This window comes from Rhodopseudomonas sp. NSM, from assembly GCF_052445935.1.
Taxonomy (GTDB): Bacteria; Pseudomonadota; Alphaproteobacteria; order Rhizobiales; family Xanthobacteraceae; genus Rhodopseudomonas.
On sequence record NZ_JBQTCH010000002.1, the window covers coordinates 223,958 to 237,307 of the forward strand.

17 protein-coding genes are annotated in these 13,350 nt (G+C 66.1%); 3 read left to right on the forward strand and 14 right to left on the reverse strand.

Going from position 1 to position 13,350, the window contains the following annotated elements; all coding sequences use genetic code 11:
• Positions 1–62: 62 nt before the first annotated feature.
• The gene (locus ACTZWT_RS05300) at positions 63–1,031 is read right to left on the reverse strand and encodes a LysR family transcriptional regulator (RefSeq protein WP_444768666.1); all 969 of its coding nucleotides are present in this window, start codon (positions 1,029–1,031) and stop codon (positions 63–65) included.
• Positions 1,032–1,209: 178 nt separating this feature from the next.
• Between ACTZWT_RS05300 and ACTZWT_RS05305 the strand changes: the two genes are divergently transcribed.
• Entirely contained in the window at positions 1,210–2,148 is a 939-nt protein-coding gene (locus ACTZWT_RS05305) for an MBL fold metallo-hydrolase (protein ID WP_444769206.1), read from the forward strand.
• An 84-nt stretch (positions 2,149–2,232) separates the two neighbouring features.
• Here the strand turns inward: ACTZWT_RS05305 and nusB are convergent, their stop codons facing one another.
• The 6 genes from nusB to glyA form a co-directional block, all read right to left on the reverse strand.
• Complete coding sequence (gene nusB, locus ACTZWT_RS05310) at positions 2,233–2,757, reverse strand: transcription antitermination factor NusB (protein WP_444768667.1); 525 nt, start codon at positions 2,755–2,757, stop codon at positions 2,233–2,235.
• Positions 2,758–2,759: 2 nt separating this feature from the next.
• The gene (gene ribH, locus ACTZWT_RS05315) at positions 2,760–3,251 is read right to left on the reverse strand and encodes a 6,7-dimethyl-8-ribityllumazine synthase (protein ID WP_444768668.1); all 492 of its coding nucleotides are present in this window, start codon (positions 3,249–3,251) and stop codon (positions 2,760–2,762) included.
• Between the two features lie 122 nt (positions 3,252–3,373).
• Positions 3,374–3,982: a riboflavin synthase gene (locus ACTZWT_RS05320; protein ID WP_444768669.1), complete on the reverse strand. Its 609-nt coding sequence runs from the start codon at positions 3,980–3,982 to the stop codon at positions 3,374–3,376.
• A 12-nt stretch (positions 3,983–3,994) separates the two neighbouring features.
• On the reverse strand, positions 3,995–5,164 hold the full coding sequence (gene ribD / locus ACTZWT_RS05325; protein ID WP_444768670.1) for a bifunctional diaminohydroxyphosphoribosylaminopyrimidine deaminase/5-amino-6-(5-phosphoribosylamino)uracil reductase RibD: 1,170 nt from the start codon (positions 5,162–5,164) through the stop codon (positions 3,995–3,997).
• Positions 5,161–5,643, reverse strand: a complete 483-nt coding sequence (nrdR, locus tag ACTZWT_RS05330) for a transcriptional regulator NrdR (RefSeq protein WP_444768671.1) — start codon at positions 5,641–5,643, stop codon at positions 5,161–5,163. Before nrdR ends, ribD begins: the two co-directional genes overlap by 4 nt.
• A gap of 143 nt (positions 5,644–5,786) precedes the next feature.
• A complete protein-coding gene (gene glyA / locus ACTZWT_RS05335; protein WP_444768672.1) occupies positions 5,787–7,103 on the reverse strand; it encodes a serine hydroxymethyltransferase in 1,317 nt (438 codons plus the stop codon).
• A gap of 264 nt (positions 7,104–7,367) precedes the next feature.
• Between glyA and vapB the strand changes: the two genes are divergently transcribed.
• Both vapB and vapC read left to right on the forward strand, forming a co-directional pair.
• Complete coding sequence (gene vapB / locus ACTZWT_RS05340) at positions 7,368–7,601, forward strand: type II toxin-antitoxin system VapB family antitoxin (RefSeq protein WP_444768673.1); 234 nt, start codon at positions 7,368–7,370, stop codon at positions 7,599–7,601.
• Positions 7,601–8,008 carry a type II toxin-antitoxin system tRNA(fMet)-specific endonuclease VapC gene (gene vapC / locus ACTZWT_RS05345; protein WP_444768674.1) on the forward strand — a complete coding sequence of 136 codons (408 nt, stop codon included), beginning with the start codon at positions 7,601–7,603 and terminating at the stop codon, positions 8,006–8,008. Before vapB ends, vapC begins: the two co-directional genes overlap by 1 nt.
• A 43-nt stretch (positions 8,009–8,051) precedes the next feature.
• On the opposite strand, the gene ACTZWT_RS05350 is transcribed toward vapC, so the two are convergent.
• From ACTZWT_RS05350 to ACTZWT_RS05380, 7 genes are all read right to left on the reverse strand, one after another.
• Positions 8,052–8,678 carry a glutathione S-transferase family protein gene (locus ACTZWT_RS05350; RefSeq protein WP_444768675.1) on the reverse strand — a complete coding sequence of 209 codons (627 nt, stop codon included), beginning with the start codon at positions 8,676–8,678 and terminating at the stop codon, positions 8,052–8,054.
• A 74-nt stretch (positions 8,679–8,752) separates the two neighbouring features.
• Positions 8,753–8,959, reverse strand: coding sequence for a hypothetical protein (locus ACTZWT_RS05355; protein ID WP_444768676.1), 207 nt, complete (start codon positions 8,957–8,959; stop codon positions 8,753–8,755).
• A 614-nt stretch (positions 8,960–9,573) separates the two neighbouring features.
• Positions 9,574–10,116 (reverse strand): DUF4142 domain-containing protein, encoded by a 543-nt coding sequence (locus ACTZWT_RS05360; protein WP_444768677.1) that lies wholly within the window; start codon positions 10,114–10,116, stop codon positions 9,574–9,576.
• 122 nt (positions 10,117–10,238) lie between these two features.
• Complete coding sequence (locus ACTZWT_RS05365; RefSeq protein WP_444768678.1) at positions 10,239–10,454, reverse strand: hypothetical protein; 216 nt, start codon at positions 10,452–10,454, stop codon at positions 10,239–10,241.
• A gap of 17 nt (positions 10,455–10,471) precedes the next feature.
• Positions 10,472–10,699, reverse strand: a complete 228-nt coding sequence (locus tag ACTZWT_RS05370; protein ID WP_444768679.1) for a hypothetical protein — start codon at positions 10,697–10,699, stop codon at positions 10,472–10,474.
• 225 nt (positions 10,700–10,924) lie between these two features.
• Positions 10,925–11,443, reverse strand: a complete 519-nt coding sequence (gene ldtR, locus ACTZWT_RS05375) for a transcriptional regulator LdtR (protein WP_322517226.1) — start codon at positions 11,441–11,443, stop codon at positions 10,925–10,927.
• Positions 11,444–11,773: 330 nt separating this feature from the next.
• A complete protein-coding gene (locus ACTZWT_RS05380; RefSeq protein WP_444768680.1) occupies positions 11,774–13,339 on the reverse strand; it encodes an AMP-binding protein in 1,566 nt (521 codons plus the stop codon).
• Positions 13,340–13,350: the final 11 nt, after the last annotated feature.

Below are 13,350 nucleotides of genomic sequence, written 5' to 3' on the forward strand. Positions count from 1 at the left end.
GAGCGCAAGCCGCACCGCGGCCGAGCACCAGGCCGATCGAGCCCTGCATCCTCAACACCAATTCAGGCGGGTGCACGCGGCGCGCCCGCGTCGTCGGGCGGATCCGCTTCCGTGCGAACGGCCCGAAGCAACAGTCGCCGCAGCCAGACGTGATCCGGCTCGGCGTGAACCCTCTCGTGCCAGACCATGCGATAGCCGAAGCTGGGAAGTTCGAGCGGCGGCTCGACCAGACACAAGCGTTGGTCGTTGGAGAAGGTCTCGGCCGCGCGCCGCGGAATCGTGAGCACGAGATCCGAACTCATCGCCACCTGGGCGGCGGTGGCGAAGTAAGGAATGCGCACGGCAATGTGCCGCGCCCGGCCGAGCAACCTCAGCGCCGTATCGACCGGGCCGGCGCGCCCGCCGACAACGGTGACGAGGATGTGCGAGGCGGCGACGTAGTCGTCCAGCGTCATGCGGCTTCCCGCGGACCGATCGAGCAGCGGGTGACCGGCGCGCACCAGACAGGCAAAGCTCTCGCGAAACAAATCGCGGCTGTGCAGGTGGGCCGGAACGGGATTGTCGCTGTAAAGCGCCAGATCGGTGTTGGTCTCGCCGAGGCTCTTGAACGTCTGTCCATCGACCGGAGCGATCTCGACGCTGGCCCCCGGCGCCAGCGCGAACATCAGGCCCGCAAGCCGCGGCAGGATCACCGCGGCACCGTAGTCGGTCGTCGCGACGCGAAAGACGCGCGCGGTGCTGCAGGGATCGAAGGCCGGTCGGGTCGCAAGCACGTCGGCGACGCCGGCCAGCGCTTTCTGAACCGGTTCGAGCAGCTGGCCGCCCCGGATCGTCGGCCGCATCACCGTGCCGGCCTTGACCAGAAGCGCGTCGTCGAACAGCTCTCGCAGCTTGGCGAGCGCCCTGCTCACCGCCGGCTGGCTCATCCCGGTCTGCTCCGCGGTTCTGGTGACGCTGCGCGTCTCCAGCAGCGTCTTCAGCACCACGAGAAGGTTGAGGTCGACGCGGTGGAGGTTGTCGTCGGACGCCATCTCCCACTCCTGCCGCCGGCACCGCGTTATTCATTTGGCGGAAAACGAATATCCGGAAACTCCGGTTTCTGTAACACGGCCGCCTGCCTACATCGATGGGGCTCCGCGCCCCAGCGAAGCGGAACGTGGGACAGGAAGGACAGGCATGGCCGAATTCAAGATCAGCCGACGACGCCTCATGCTGGCCGCTGCGGTCGGCCCGGCCGCAAACATCAGCGGCGCCACCTGCGCAAAGGCGCCGGCTGTGGTGCGCAATTCGGGCGCCTATCGGTTCCACGTCGGCGATATTCAGGCGACCGTGCTGAGCGATGGCCTGCTCAGCGGCCCGCCCAGCGTCTATGCCCATGACGCGCCCGAGGTCGAACTGCGCGAGGCGCTGCGGCGGGCCTTCCTGCCGACCGACACGATGACGTTGAACCTCAACACGCTGCTGATCGAGACCGGCGGCCGCCGCATCCTGATCGAAGCGGGCGCGGCGCAGACCATGGGCCCGAATGGCGGTCGGCTGTTCGCCAATCTCGCGACGATCGGACTGCGCGCCGACGACATCGACGCGGTGGTGATCTCACACACCCATCCCGACCATGTCGGCAATCTGCGCAGCGCCGAAGGCGGCAAGGCCTTCCCGCGCGCGACCATCTATGCGCCGGAAGCGGACTGGACCTTCTTCGTCCGCGGCGAGCCGGACCTGTCGTATCTTCCCGTCGGCGACGAGTTTCGGCGCCGCTTCGCCGCGGCGATCAAGCGGAGCGTCGAGCCGGTCGCCGCCGACGTCGTGCTGTACCAGGCCGGCGCCGAGATCGTGCCCGGACTGACGACGCTGCCCGCCTTCGGACACACGCCCGGCATGGCCGCGTTCCTCGTTCACTCCGGATCGGACCAACTGCTGCTCACCGCCGATCTGGCCTATCATCCCGTCGTCAATGTCGACCGGCCGTGGCGGCCGGGTCCTGATCGCGACAAGGACGCCGCGCTGCGGTCGCGCCGGCGAATCTTCGACCGCGCCGCGGCCGACAAGCTTCTGGTGCTGGGCTTCCACTATCCATTTCCCGGACTCGGGCGGATGCTGAAGACCGATGCCGGTTATGCCTGGGTCCCGGCGAACTGGCAGTTCTAGCCGGAATTGGAGCGTCTCACAGGGGCATTCCTGCTTGCGCGCGTCACGCGCAAGTCGGAATGGCAGCCGAACGAACCGACTCGATTACTTCGTGAATTCGTCTTCGCGAAATTGCCTTGCGATCTGGTCGAGCACGGCGTTGACCATGCCGGTCTCGTCCTTCTCGACGAAGGCATGGGCGACGTCGACATATTCGGAGACGACGACGCGGGCCGGAATATCCTTGCGGTGCTCCAGCTCGTAAGCGCCGGCGCGCATCACCGCGCGCAGGATCGCGTCGATCCGCGCCAGTGGCCAGCCTTTGGCCAGCGCCTCGTCGATCAGGGGGTCGAGCTTCTTCTGGTCGCGCACCACGCCGGAGACGATATCGCGGAAGAACGCAGCCTCGGCCGGCAGATATTGATCGCCCTCGACCTCGTTGCCGATCCAGTGGCTTTCGAACTCGGCGAAGGTCTCGTTGATGCCGGCGCCGCCGATATCCATCTGGTACAGCGCCTGCACCGCGGCGAGCCGCGCGGCGCCGCGGCGGTTGGCCTTGCGCTCGCCTGTCTTCTTGTCGCCCGCTTTGAACGGCGGCTTGCGGTCGAACGGTTTCTTGGCTTCGGCCATGGTCAGCCCCGCGCCAGGCGGCGCTTGATCCGCAGCATCGCCAGCGCGGCGCGCGCGGCGTCGCCGCCCTTGTTGAGGTCGCCGGGTTTCGCCCGCGCCCAGGCCTGCTCGTCGGTGTTGACGGTGATGATGCCGTTGCCGAGCGGAAACTTTCGCGCGACGCTGAGATCCATCAGCGCCCGCGCCGACTCCATCGACACGATCTCGAAATGGATGGTCTCGCCGCGCACCACGCAGCCGAGCGCGATCGCCGCGTCATAGGGCTTGCCGTTGGCCTCCGCGGCGTCGATCGCGATCGCGACCGCGGCGGGGATTTCCAGCGCACCGGGCACGGTCAGCACGTCGTGCGTCGCGCCGGCTGCCTTCAGCTCGGCGACGGCGCCGTCCAGCAGCGCGTCCTGGATGTCGTCATAGAACCGCGCCTCGACGATCAGGACGCGCGCGCCCGCCACATCGGTCTGGTCTTTCAGGGGAGCGCGCCGTGCGTCTGCCATTCTTCGATCCTGGTGTCGTCATCGCCGGGCTCGACCCGGCGATCCATCGTCTTCGGACGAGGAGCGTTCTTGTTAAGAGGATGGATGCGCGGGTCAAGCCCGCGCATGACGGTGTTTCCGCCTTATTTCATCTCGCTCAGCCGCGCCGCATAGCGCGCCATCAGGTCGACCTCGAGATTGACGGCACTGCCCTCGCGCCAGCCGCCGAGGATGGTCGCGCTCAGCGTGTGCGGGATGATCAGCACCGAAAACCGGATGTCGTCGACGGTGTTCACCGTCAGCGAGGTGCCGTCGAGCGTCACCGAGCCCTTGGCGGCGATGAATCGTGCCAGTTCACGGCTCGTCTCCAGTGTGAACCGCGCCATGTCCGGCAGTTCCTCGCGCGCCACCACGGTGGCGACGCCGTCGACATGGCCGGTGACGATGTGGCCGCCGAGCTCGTCGCCGATCTTCAGCGCGCGTTCGAGATTGAGCCGGGTGCCGACGCCCCAATGCTTCGCCGTGGTCATCGCCAGCGTCTCGGCGCCGGCGTCGACCTCGTACCAGGTGCGGCCGCCCGCCGTGCCGGAGCCGACCACGGTCATGCAGATTCCGTTCGAGGCGATCGAGGCGCCGTCGGCGATCGTGCCCTGGTCGTAGCTGCAGCCGATCCGCAGCCGGTGCAACTGCCCCTGCGCCGTGGGCGTCAGGGCTTCGATCTCGCCGATGTCGGTGACAATGCCGGTGAACATGGATGCGGACTCTTAGGTAGGATCATAAACCGTGAGGGTGTCGGAGCCGAGACGCTCGCTTTCCCGCGCGCGCCAGGCCGGCGATCGGGTGATGGTCGAGAGCGGCAGCTTGTCCAGCGCATCGACTCCATCGGCGCCGATGGTCGTCTCGCCGCGCAGCAACCAGATCTCGTCGACGAGCTTGCCCGCGACCAGTGCGCTCGCGACCCGCGCGCCGCCTTCGACCATCAGCCGCGTGACGCCCTTCTCCGACAGCGCCGTCAGCACCGCGGCGAGGTCCAGCCCCGGCGCGCCCTTTCGATCCGCCACATGGATCACCTGCGCGCCGGCCGCGCCGAGCCGCATCGCGCTCGCGGCTTCGGCGACCTCGGACGCCACCAGCCACAGCGGCGTGGCCCGCGCCGAATGCACCAGCCTGCTGTCGCCGGGAATCCGCAGGCTGGGATCGAGCACGACCCGGATCGGCGACTGCGCCGCCATCCCCGGGAGGCGAACGGTCAATTCCGGATCATCGGCGAGCACGGTGCCGATCCCGACCAGAATCGCGTCGGACCGCGCCCGCAACAGGTGCACCCGCGCCCTTGCTGCCTCGCCGGTGATCGCCACCGGCTTGTGGCCGGAAGCCGCGATCTTGTCGTCGGTCGAGACCGCGAGCTTGAGCACGACATGCGGCCGCCGCTCTCGGACGCGAAGGAGATGGCCGGCATGATCGCGCGCAGCTTCTTCGGCGCAAAGGCCGACATCGACCGCGATGCCCGCCGCGCGGAGCTTGCCGTGGCCCTGCCCGGCGACCAGCGGATTGGGGTCCTCGATCGCCGACACCACGCGGGCGACGCCCGCGGCGATGATCGCATCGGCGCAGGGCGGCGATCGGCCGTGATGCGAGCACGGCTCCAGCGTCACATACAGCGTCGCGCCGCGCGCCGCCTCGCCGGCCCGCGCCAGCGCCTCGACTTCGGCATGCGGCCGGCCGCCGTCCTGGGTCCAGCCGCGTCCGACGATCACGCCGTCCCTGACCAGCACCGCGCCGACGGCGGGGTTGGTCCCGGTACGGCCGAGCCCGCGGCGGCCGAGCGTCAGCGCGAGCTGCATGAAGCGCAGATCGATGGCGGCTGCGGCCTTTCCGGCCTTCTCGGCGCGGGCGCGCTCGGCGTATTGATCTTCGAGGATCCGGAAGATCATTTGCGAACCAGCGCCTGCCGGGCCTCCTCCTCGCCGGACAACTCGCCCAGCACGGCCTCGAAGTCCTTGGCCTCGCGGAAATTGCGATAGACCGAGGCGAACCGGACGTAGGCGACGTCGTCGAGCTTGCGCAGATGGTCCATCACGATCTCGCCGATGGTCTCGGACGAGATGTCGGCCTCGCCGCCGCTTTCCAGCTCGCGCACGATCGCCGACACCATCTGCTCCACCCGCTCCGGCTCGACCGGCCGCTTGCGCAGCGAGATCTGCACCGAGCGCACCAGCTTGTCGCGGTCGAACGGCACCCGGCGGCCGTTGCGCTTGATCACCGTCAGCTCGCGCAACTGCACCCGCTCGAAGGTGGTGAAACGGAAATTGCAGGCGATGCAGACGCGCCGCCGCCGGATCACCGAGGAATCCTCGGTGGGCCGGCTATCTTTCACCTGGGTATCGAGGCTGTTGCAGTTCGGGCACCGCATCGCGACGCGTCCTCAGTGCTTCAAAGGGGATTAGCCCCCTCGTCCGTCATGGCCGGGCTCGTCCCGGCCATCCACGTCTTCGTCCCGCCCCACGCCGTAAAGACGTGGATGGCCGGCACAAGGCCGGCCATGACGGTGATCAGTTACTGATAGATCGGAAAGCGGTCGGTCAATTCCTTGACCCGCTGCTTCACCGAGGCCTCCACCAGCGGCGCGGCGCCGTCGGGGGATTGTGCAATGGCGTTCAGCACTTCGGCGATCAAGCTACCGACCAGCTTGAACTCGGCGACGCCGAATCCACGGGTCGTCGCCGCAGGCGTGCCGAGCCGCAGGCCCGAGGTCACGAACGGCTTCTCGGGATCGAACGGAATACCGTTCTTGTTGCAGGTGATGGCGGCGCGGACCAGCGCCTTCTCCGAGACGTTGCCCTTCAGGCCCTTCGGCCGCAGGTCGACCAGCATCAGATGGTTGTCGGTGCCGCCGGAGACCAGATCGAAGCCGGCCGCACGCAGCGTTTCCGCAAGCGCCTTGGCATTTTCGACGACGTTCTTCGCGTAGACCTTGAAGTCGGGCTGGAGCGCCTCCTTGAACGCCACCGCCTTGGCGGCGATCACATGCATCAGCGGGCCGCCCTGCAGTCCGGGGAAGATGGCCGAGTTGAACTTCTTGGCCAGCGCCTCGTCGTTGGTGAGGATCAGGCCGCCACGCGGGCCGCGCAGCGACTTGTGGGTGGTGGTGGTGACGACATGGGCGTGCGGCACCGGCGAGGCGTGGACGCCGCCCGCCACGAGGCCGGCGAAATGCGCCATGTCGACCATGAAATAGGCGCCGACGCTGTCGGCGATCTCGCGGAAGCGCTTGAAGTCCCAGGCCCGCGAATAGGCCGAGCCGCCGGCGATGATCAGCTTCGGCCTGGTCTCCTCGGCCAGCTTGGCGACCGCGTCCATGTCGATGATGCCGTCCTCGCGGCGCACGGTGTAGTGCACCGGCTTGAACCACTTGCCGCTCATATTGACGGTGGCGCCGTGGGTCAGATGACCGCCGGCGGCGAGATCGAGGCCCATGAAGGTGTCGCCGGGCTGCAGCAGCGCCAGGAACACCGCCTGGTTCATCTGGCTGCCGGAATTCGGCTGGACGTTGGCGAAGTTCGCGCCAAACAGCTTCTTGGCGCGCTCGATCGCCAGATTTTCGGCGACGTCGACGAATTCGCAGCCGCCGTAATAGCGCGCGCCCGGATAGCCCTCGGCATATTTGTTGGTCATCACCGAGCCCTGCGCTTCCAGCACGGCGCGGCTGACGATGTTCTCCGAGGCGATCAGCTCGACCTCGTGGCGCTGGCGGCCGAGTTCGCCCTTGATCGCGGCGGCGATCTCGGGATCGGCCTGCTCGAGCGAGGCGGAGAAGAAGCTGTCGGGCGCGGACGCGGCGTTTGCCGAGGAAGTGTTGGCTGATGTGCTCATGGGCAATGTCTCCACCGCCGCAGCCGGTTGAGGCGGGTGCGAGCGGTTACAGGATAGCGGTTCGGAAGCGGCGGCTGGGCCATAGCATATCCGCGCCGGCGGGCCAAGGACGCCCGCCACATTTGCGGCCATGCGCTCCGATCAGACCCAGATATGGTGGATGCGAGGGGCTTGCAGGAGGGATGGCGGCGCCGCGTTCTCTTGCCGGGCAGGCCCAGTCGGATTATGTATATCCCATATGGATATGCCGCTCGGAGATCTACTATGGCCAGTTCGACTGTCTTCACCAGCAATCGCAGCCAAGCGGTCCGCTTGCCTAAAGGCGTCGCCTTTCCCGAAGGCGTGCATAAGGTCGACATCCTCAAGATCGGCCGCAGTCGTGTCATCGTTCCGCAAGGTCAGCGATGGGACGACTTCTTCCTGAACGGGCCCCGCGCCAGTAACGATTTTCTCAGCGAGCGCGTGCAGCCGCCGGCCGACGAGCGCGAGCCGCTGTGATGCTCACCTACATGTTGGACACCAATATCTGCATCTACGTGATCAAGAATCGTACGCCAGCGCTGCGCGAGAAATTCAACGCGCTGGCGGAGCAGCTGTGCATTTCCAGCATCACGCTCGGCGAGTTGTTCTACGGTGCGGAGAAGTCATCCCGCCGCACCGAGAACCTCGACACGATCGCACATTTTACTGCACGTCTCGAAGTCCTGCCATTTGCCGACAAGGCCGCCGCGCATTACGGCCAGCTCCGAGCCGAACTCGAACGTGCCGGCACGCCCTGCGGCGCCTACGACATGCAGATCGCCGGCCACGCCCGCAGCGAGGGACTTATCGTGGTCACGAATAACATGCGCGAGTTTGGGCGGATGCCGGGGGTGCGCGCCGAGAATTGGTGTGACATGCCTTGAGCGGCCTGACGATGGGCGGTGCTCACAACAACCGCCCGAAGCCTCACCCCATCCGATAAGCCCCGCCCTTCTCCACGCTCCGCCGGAAAGCCGGCCGCGCGTGCATACGCCTGATCCATGCGGTGAGGTCGGGATAGGGGCCGAGGCGGGTGAAGGAGCCGGCGACTTCGGCGACGAAGCTCATCATGATGTCGGCGCCGGTGAGGCCGGAGCCGACGAAGAACGCCCGGCCCTTCAGCGCGTTGTCGATGAAGCCGAGATGGTTGGCGATTTCGCTGTCGATCCGCGGCTGCAGCGGCGTGACCTCCTGCTTCAGGCGGCTGGTGTAGAGCTGCAGCATCAGCGGCAGCATCGCCGAGCCTTCCGCATAGTGCAGCCATTCCTGATAGGACTCGAATTCGGCGCAGCCTTCGGCGGGGCGCAACGCGCTGCCCTGGCCGTGGTGGCGCAGGATGTAATCGACGATCGCGCCGGACTCCATCAGCGTCAGATCGCCATCGGTGATCACCGGCGACTTGCCGAGCGGATGCACCGCGGCGAGTTCCGGCGGTGCCAGCCGCGTGGCGACGTCGCGCTGGTAGAGCTTCAGCTCATACGGGGCGCCGAGTTCTTCCAGCAGCCACAGGATGCGCTGCGAGCGGGAGTCGTTGAGATGGTGGAGCGTCAGCATCGGAACCCTTGCGACTGGCGTTGGCCGGCGGCCGCAACGCGATCAACGGCCGTCGCATCCAACGCGATGCGCCCTCACATCGTTTCCTGCTTCGCCCCGCATTCCTTGCAGACATAGCCGACGCGGGTGACGCCCTTCGGCGCCTTGACCTTGTTCGGCGCGCCGCATTTGCCGCAGGTCACCATCAGCACGGTGTCGCCCTGCTTCACCGTCACCTTGCGGTTCGCCATCGCCTCGCGCATCAGCCGTTCGGCCTCCTCGCGCATCGCCTTCTTGTCCATGCCCTCGCCTTGCTCCTGGAAATCTCCCGCGCCTTGTAGCGCAACGATGCGACGGCGCCGCAAGAATTTCGGTGCGGGTCGCGAATTCCGGTTGACAGGCGGCACAAATTAGGATTATTTCCCCATCGTCCTGTCCGTGAGGGGCGCTTCGCGAGGCGTCGTACAAGCGGGACAGATCGACGGGCCGGGCAACCGGTCCGGAACGATGGCCCGGCGAAGCTGACACTGGTCAGCGAGGTCGGGTGGACGCGGCGTCCTGCGCGTCGTGCCTCGCAAGCACGCGTCCGGGAGGCAGAGGTCACCGTCCGCCGCTACTATGAGCGGCTGCCGCTTTCGTGGCTGGACGGGCGCAGCAAGGCCGGGGAGATCCCGCTCCGCTGTGTTCCCGGAAGAACGGTCCCGACGCCCAAAACCGCCGCGGTGGGCGCGCCGGAACGGCGTTGCGCGATGGTCCGCAAGCCATCGCGATACTCACCACCTTCGCGCCTTTCGGCGCGCCCCCGCCCCTCGCTGTGAAGCGACGGGTGCACAACTCGGGCTCAGCGGAGCCGCGAGATCAAATTGGCATGGCTGTTTGACATCGTCGGGCATCTGATCGACCGACGCGCCAGCGTCTACTGCATCGGGACTGACTGAAGACTCCGCAGTGCCTGCTTCAGCGACGGCAGCTGCGCCTCGGCGAAACGTCGGACGTCGTCATTGTCGGGGTTGAGCAGATAGCGTTGCAGCATGCCGATCGTGTCGGCGATGTCGGCCTTCTGCTTGACGGTGTAGTCGCGGATGAAAGCCTGCCCGACCTCGCCTTGCAGGCCGGCGAGTTCGTTGCGCCGCAGCAGGCTGGGGTCGGCTGCGAAATCGATGTTGAGCAGCGCGAACATGTTGAGCCGCACGATTGCCGCTTCGCGCTGCTGCGCGCGCTCGGCCTGCTCCAGCGCGAACCGGTGCACGGCGTCGTTGCCGCGCGTTGCGGCGATGCCGGCGGCACGAATTTGCACCAGGTCGAATTCGTGCATCAGCCGCAGCACGTCGTGACCATTCGGCGGCCAGCCGAACATCCGCTTGATGCCGAGGTCTTCGATCAGCGAGCGTTTGCGCGGCGTTTCGGAGCCCGCGACGGCGCCGGCGAACACGACGATCGCCGGGAGGATTGCGACCAATCCTGCAACCCAACGTATCATCGTCGCTCACCACTCCATTTCAGAGCGTCTTCATCGGAATGATATCGGTTCGCGCAAAAATAGAAAGAACCGCCTCGGCTCCGATCGATCACACCGTATCGTCAGAGACCGGTAAAGCCCGCCTTGACAGGATCGTTGCTGCCGTCGAGTTCACGCAAATACACCAGGCCACAAACGGTGAGACGGTTGTCGTCGGTCTCACCGGCCTCGAACAGCGTGCGGATGTAATTCTCGACCTTGACCTGCGCCTCTTCCGCGGCCTCGCGGCTGGTCAGCAGGCCGTATGTCTGGATCACGCGGTCGACGGCTCGTTGCATGCAGAATGCCTCTTGGTTCAAGCCGCCAGCTTGGCGGCTTCGAAGTGGGAAATCGCCTTGTTGGCGAGTCGGATCGGATTGGTCTCGCCGCGATGGAACATCTGCACGATCAATTCCAGCAGCGCATCGTTGGTCGCCGAGTTGTCGGCGATCGCCCCGGTGCGGCGCAGATAATTGGCGGCGATATCGTAAGCTCGTCCGATCACGTCGACATTCATGACCCGCAATCCTCGCTCGACCAGCATCAATCTCTCCAGCGGCCTCGCCGATACAAATCGCGGCGGCGCGGAAAGTTCCCGTTCAGGACCTGATTTTCGGCACTGCGAGATGGCCGGCCAAAAAGAAATCGGCCCCCCTCGCGGAGAGCCGATGACGACGGAGCCTGGGAAACAACGGAAGCGCGCGTGCCTGCCTCGTTCGGGCAACGCCTGGCGTGAGCCGGCTGGCGTCGGCGCGCTCCCGGATCGGGATCAGAGCCGGTAGAGGATCTGGTCGGTCCAGAACCGCTCGAGCCGGTGCAGCGACTTGTTCAGCGTGGCGAATTCCTCGCTGGAGATGCCGCCGACCTGCTCCACCGTCCTGACGTGCTTCTGGTACAGCGCGTCGACGATGTGCCGAACCTCCTGGCCCTGCGCCGTCAGCCGGATCCGCACCGAACGGCGGTCGACGCGCGAGCGCTGGTGGTCGAGGAAGCCGAGCTCGACGAGCTTCTTCAGGTTGTAGGAAACGTTCGAGCCGAGATAGTAGCCGCGCGTACGTAGTTCGCCCGCGGTCAGCTCCTTGTCGCCGATGTTGTAGAGCAGCAGCGCCTGCACCGAATTGATATCGGCGCGACCGCGACGGTCGAACTCGTCCTTGATGACGTCGAGCAGCCGGCGGTGCAGCCGCTCCACCAGAGTCAGGGCCTCGAGATAGAGCGGCTGGACCGGCGCTTGTCCTGCGACTGCGGGCGCGGCGGCTTCGGCTGCCGTGGCAACGGCTTTGATCATGACACTTCCCCTGTCGTCTTTTATGATCGACTTATTCGACGAAACTTGTGTCCCGTCTGATAGGTGCAACTTAATCGGGGCGTTTGAAGATCGGCTTAAATAAGACAATAAAGAGATCATGAATTGAAGACAGTGAATCGCGGATTAAGCTTGCAAATCGGCCACTTCTTGCAAGGTTTGATTCACGGATGGGGCCGGATTCAATGCCCTCGACGTCCCCCCTGTCGCATTTGAGAACAGCTTCGTTCCAATTCGAAAGATTCCCGTAACGGACCTGACCGAACCCTTTAAGGTGACCGGAACCTTACCCCGCGCAATTCGCGGAAAATTTTACGCGACGCCGCGCTTGCGGCCGTCCCAATACGGCGCGCGCAGTACCTTGCGGTCGATCTTGCCGAGACCGGTCACCGGAATCGTTGCGACGAACTCGATCGATTTCGGCGACCACGGCGCGCCGCGTCTCTCCTTCACATGCGCCTGCAGTTCCGCCGCATCGTTGTTGGCGCCCGGCTTGAGCACCACGAAGGCCTTGACCGCCTCGCCCCATTTGTCGTCCGGCACGCCGATCACGGCGGCGGAGGCGACGGCGTGATGAGCCATCAGCGCGTCCTCGACCTCGCGCGGATAGATGTTGAAGCCGCCGGAGATGATCATGTCCTTGGTGCGATCGACGATGTACAAGTAACCGTCCGCGTCTTTCACCGCGACGTCGCCGGTGTGCAGCCAGCCGCCGCGGAACGCTTCCTGCGTCGCCTCCGGGCGCTTCCAGTAGCCGTCCATCACCAGCGTGCCGCGGACGCAGATCTCGCCCGGCTCTCCGTCGGCGACTTCGCGCATGTCGGAATCGAACAGCCTGACGTCGAGCAGTGGGCTCGGACGTCCGCACGAGCCGAGCCGGCCGGGGACGCGGTCGTCGTGATCGATCTTGCGCATCGTGGTGATGCATTGCGGCGCTTCGGTCTGGCCGTAGAGCTGCACGAAGACGTTGCCGAAGATCGCAATGCCTTCGCGCAGCCGGTCGGGCGACATCGGTGCCGCGCCGTAGACGATCATGTCGAGCGACGACAGGTCGTAGCGCGCCCTCACCTCCGGTGCGTCGATCAGTGCGTAGATCAGCGTCGGAACCAGGAAGGCGGCGGTGATCTTTTCCTCGGCCACCACGCGGCAATAGGAATCGATCTCGAAGCCCTGCACCAGCCGGGTGAAGCCGCCGCGCATCATCACCACATAGACGGTGATGCCCGCGGCGTGGCTGATCGGCGTCGCCGCCAGATACCGGATTTCCGCCGGCCAGTCCCAGTCGGCATAGATAATCACCGCCATCGTCGAGAGCGACCGATGCGGGATCATCACGCCCTTGGAGCGGCCCGTGGTGCCGCCGGTGTAGGCGAGCCAGGCGATGTCCGCGGTCTCGCTGTCGTCGACCAGCGGCGCCGCCTCGACGCCGGCGAAGCCATCGAGCAGATCGCGTGCACCTTCGACCGGGCCGAACGACAGCAGGTGCTTGAGCCCCGCCACGCGGCTGCGGATCGCCAGCCCGCGCGCGGCGAACTTGCCGCTCTCGACGATCAGCGCGTCGATCTCGGCGTCCTCGATGATGAAGGCGTGGTCGTCCTCGGCGGCCATCGGATGCAGCGGCGTGTAGCGCAGGCCCATCACCGTCGCGGCCGAGATCGCAGCCCAGGATTCCGCGCGGTTCGACGACAGGATCGACAGCGCATCGCCTTTGGCGAGGCCGACGGACCGGAACAGCGTGATGAAGCGGCCGACCGCTTCGCCGAATTCGCGATAGGTCCAGCGCAGATTGTCGTCGGCGATCGCCGGTCGGTCGCCATAACGCGCCACCGCGTTGACGATCAGGCTGCCGGCGGTTCCGCCGGAATGAAGCTGGCTCATGGTGCGCTCCC

Excerpts from the sequence above, each read along its gene's own strand:
- ACTZWT_RS05350 (WP_444768675.1), bottom strand. The coding sequence starts at position 8,678 with ATGCTGACGCTCCACCATCTCAACGACTCCCGCTCGCAGCGCATCCTG.
- vapB (WP_444768673.1), top strand. The coding sequence starts at position 7,368 with ATGGCCAGTTCGACTGTCTTCACCAGCAATCGCAGCCAAGCGGTCCGC.
- ribH (WP_444768668.1), bottom strand. The coding sequence starts at position 3,251 with ATGGCAGACGCACGGCGCGCTCCCCTGAAAGACCAGACCGATGTGGCG.
- ACTZWT_RS05370 (WP_444768679.1), bottom strand. The coding sequence starts at position 10,699 with ATGCTGGTCGAGCGAGGATTGCGGGTCATGAATGTCGACGTGATCGGA.
- ribD (WP_444768670.1), bottom strand. The coding sequence starts at position 5,164 with ATGATCTTCCGGATCCTCGAAGATCAATACGCCGAGCGCGCCCGCGCC.
- ldtR (WP_322517226.1), bottom strand. The coding sequence starts at position 11,443 with ATGATCAAAGCCGTTGCCACGGCAGCCGAAGCCGCCGCGCCCGCAGTC.
- ACTZWT_RS05300 (WP_444768666.1), bottom strand. The coding sequence starts at position 1,031 with ATGGCGTCCGACGACAACCTCCACCGCGTCGACCTCAACCTTCTCGTG.
- nusB (WP_444768667.1), bottom strand. The coding sequence starts at position 2,757 with ATGGCCGAAGCCAAGAAACCGTTCGACCGCAAGCCGCCGTTCAAAGCG.
- ACTZWT_RS05365 (WP_444768678.1), bottom strand. The coding sequence starts at position 10,454 with ATGCAACGAGCCGTCGACCGCGTGATCCAGACATACGGCCTGCTGACC.
- glyA (WP_444768672.1), bottom strand. The coding sequence starts at position 7,103 with ATGAGCACATCAGCCAACACTTCCTCGGCAAACGCCGCGTCCGCGCCC.
- ACTZWT_RS05380 (WP_444768680.1), bottom strand. The coding sequence starts at position 13,339 with ATGAGCCAGCTTCATTCCGGCGGAACCGCCGGCAGCCTGATCGTCAAC.
- nrdR (WP_444768671.1), bottom strand. The coding sequence starts at position 5,643 with ATGCGGTGCCCGAACTGCAACAGCCTCGATACCCAGGTGAAAGATAGC.
- vapC (WP_444768674.1), top strand. The coding sequence starts at position 7,601 with ATGCTCACCTACATGTTGGACACCAATATCTGCATCTACGTGATCAAG.
- ACTZWT_RS05320 (WP_444768669.1), bottom strand. The coding sequence starts at position 3,982 with ATGTTCACCGGCATTGTCACCGACATCGGCGAGATCGAAGCCCTGACG.
- ACTZWT_RS05355 (WP_444768676.1), bottom strand. The coding sequence starts at position 8,959 with ATGGACAAGAAGGCGATGCGCGAGGAGGCCGAACGGCTGATGCGCGAG.
- ACTZWT_RS05305 (WP_444769206.1), top strand. The coding sequence starts at position 1,210 with ATGCTGGCCGCTGCGGTCGGCCCGGCCGCAAACATCAGCGGCGCCACC.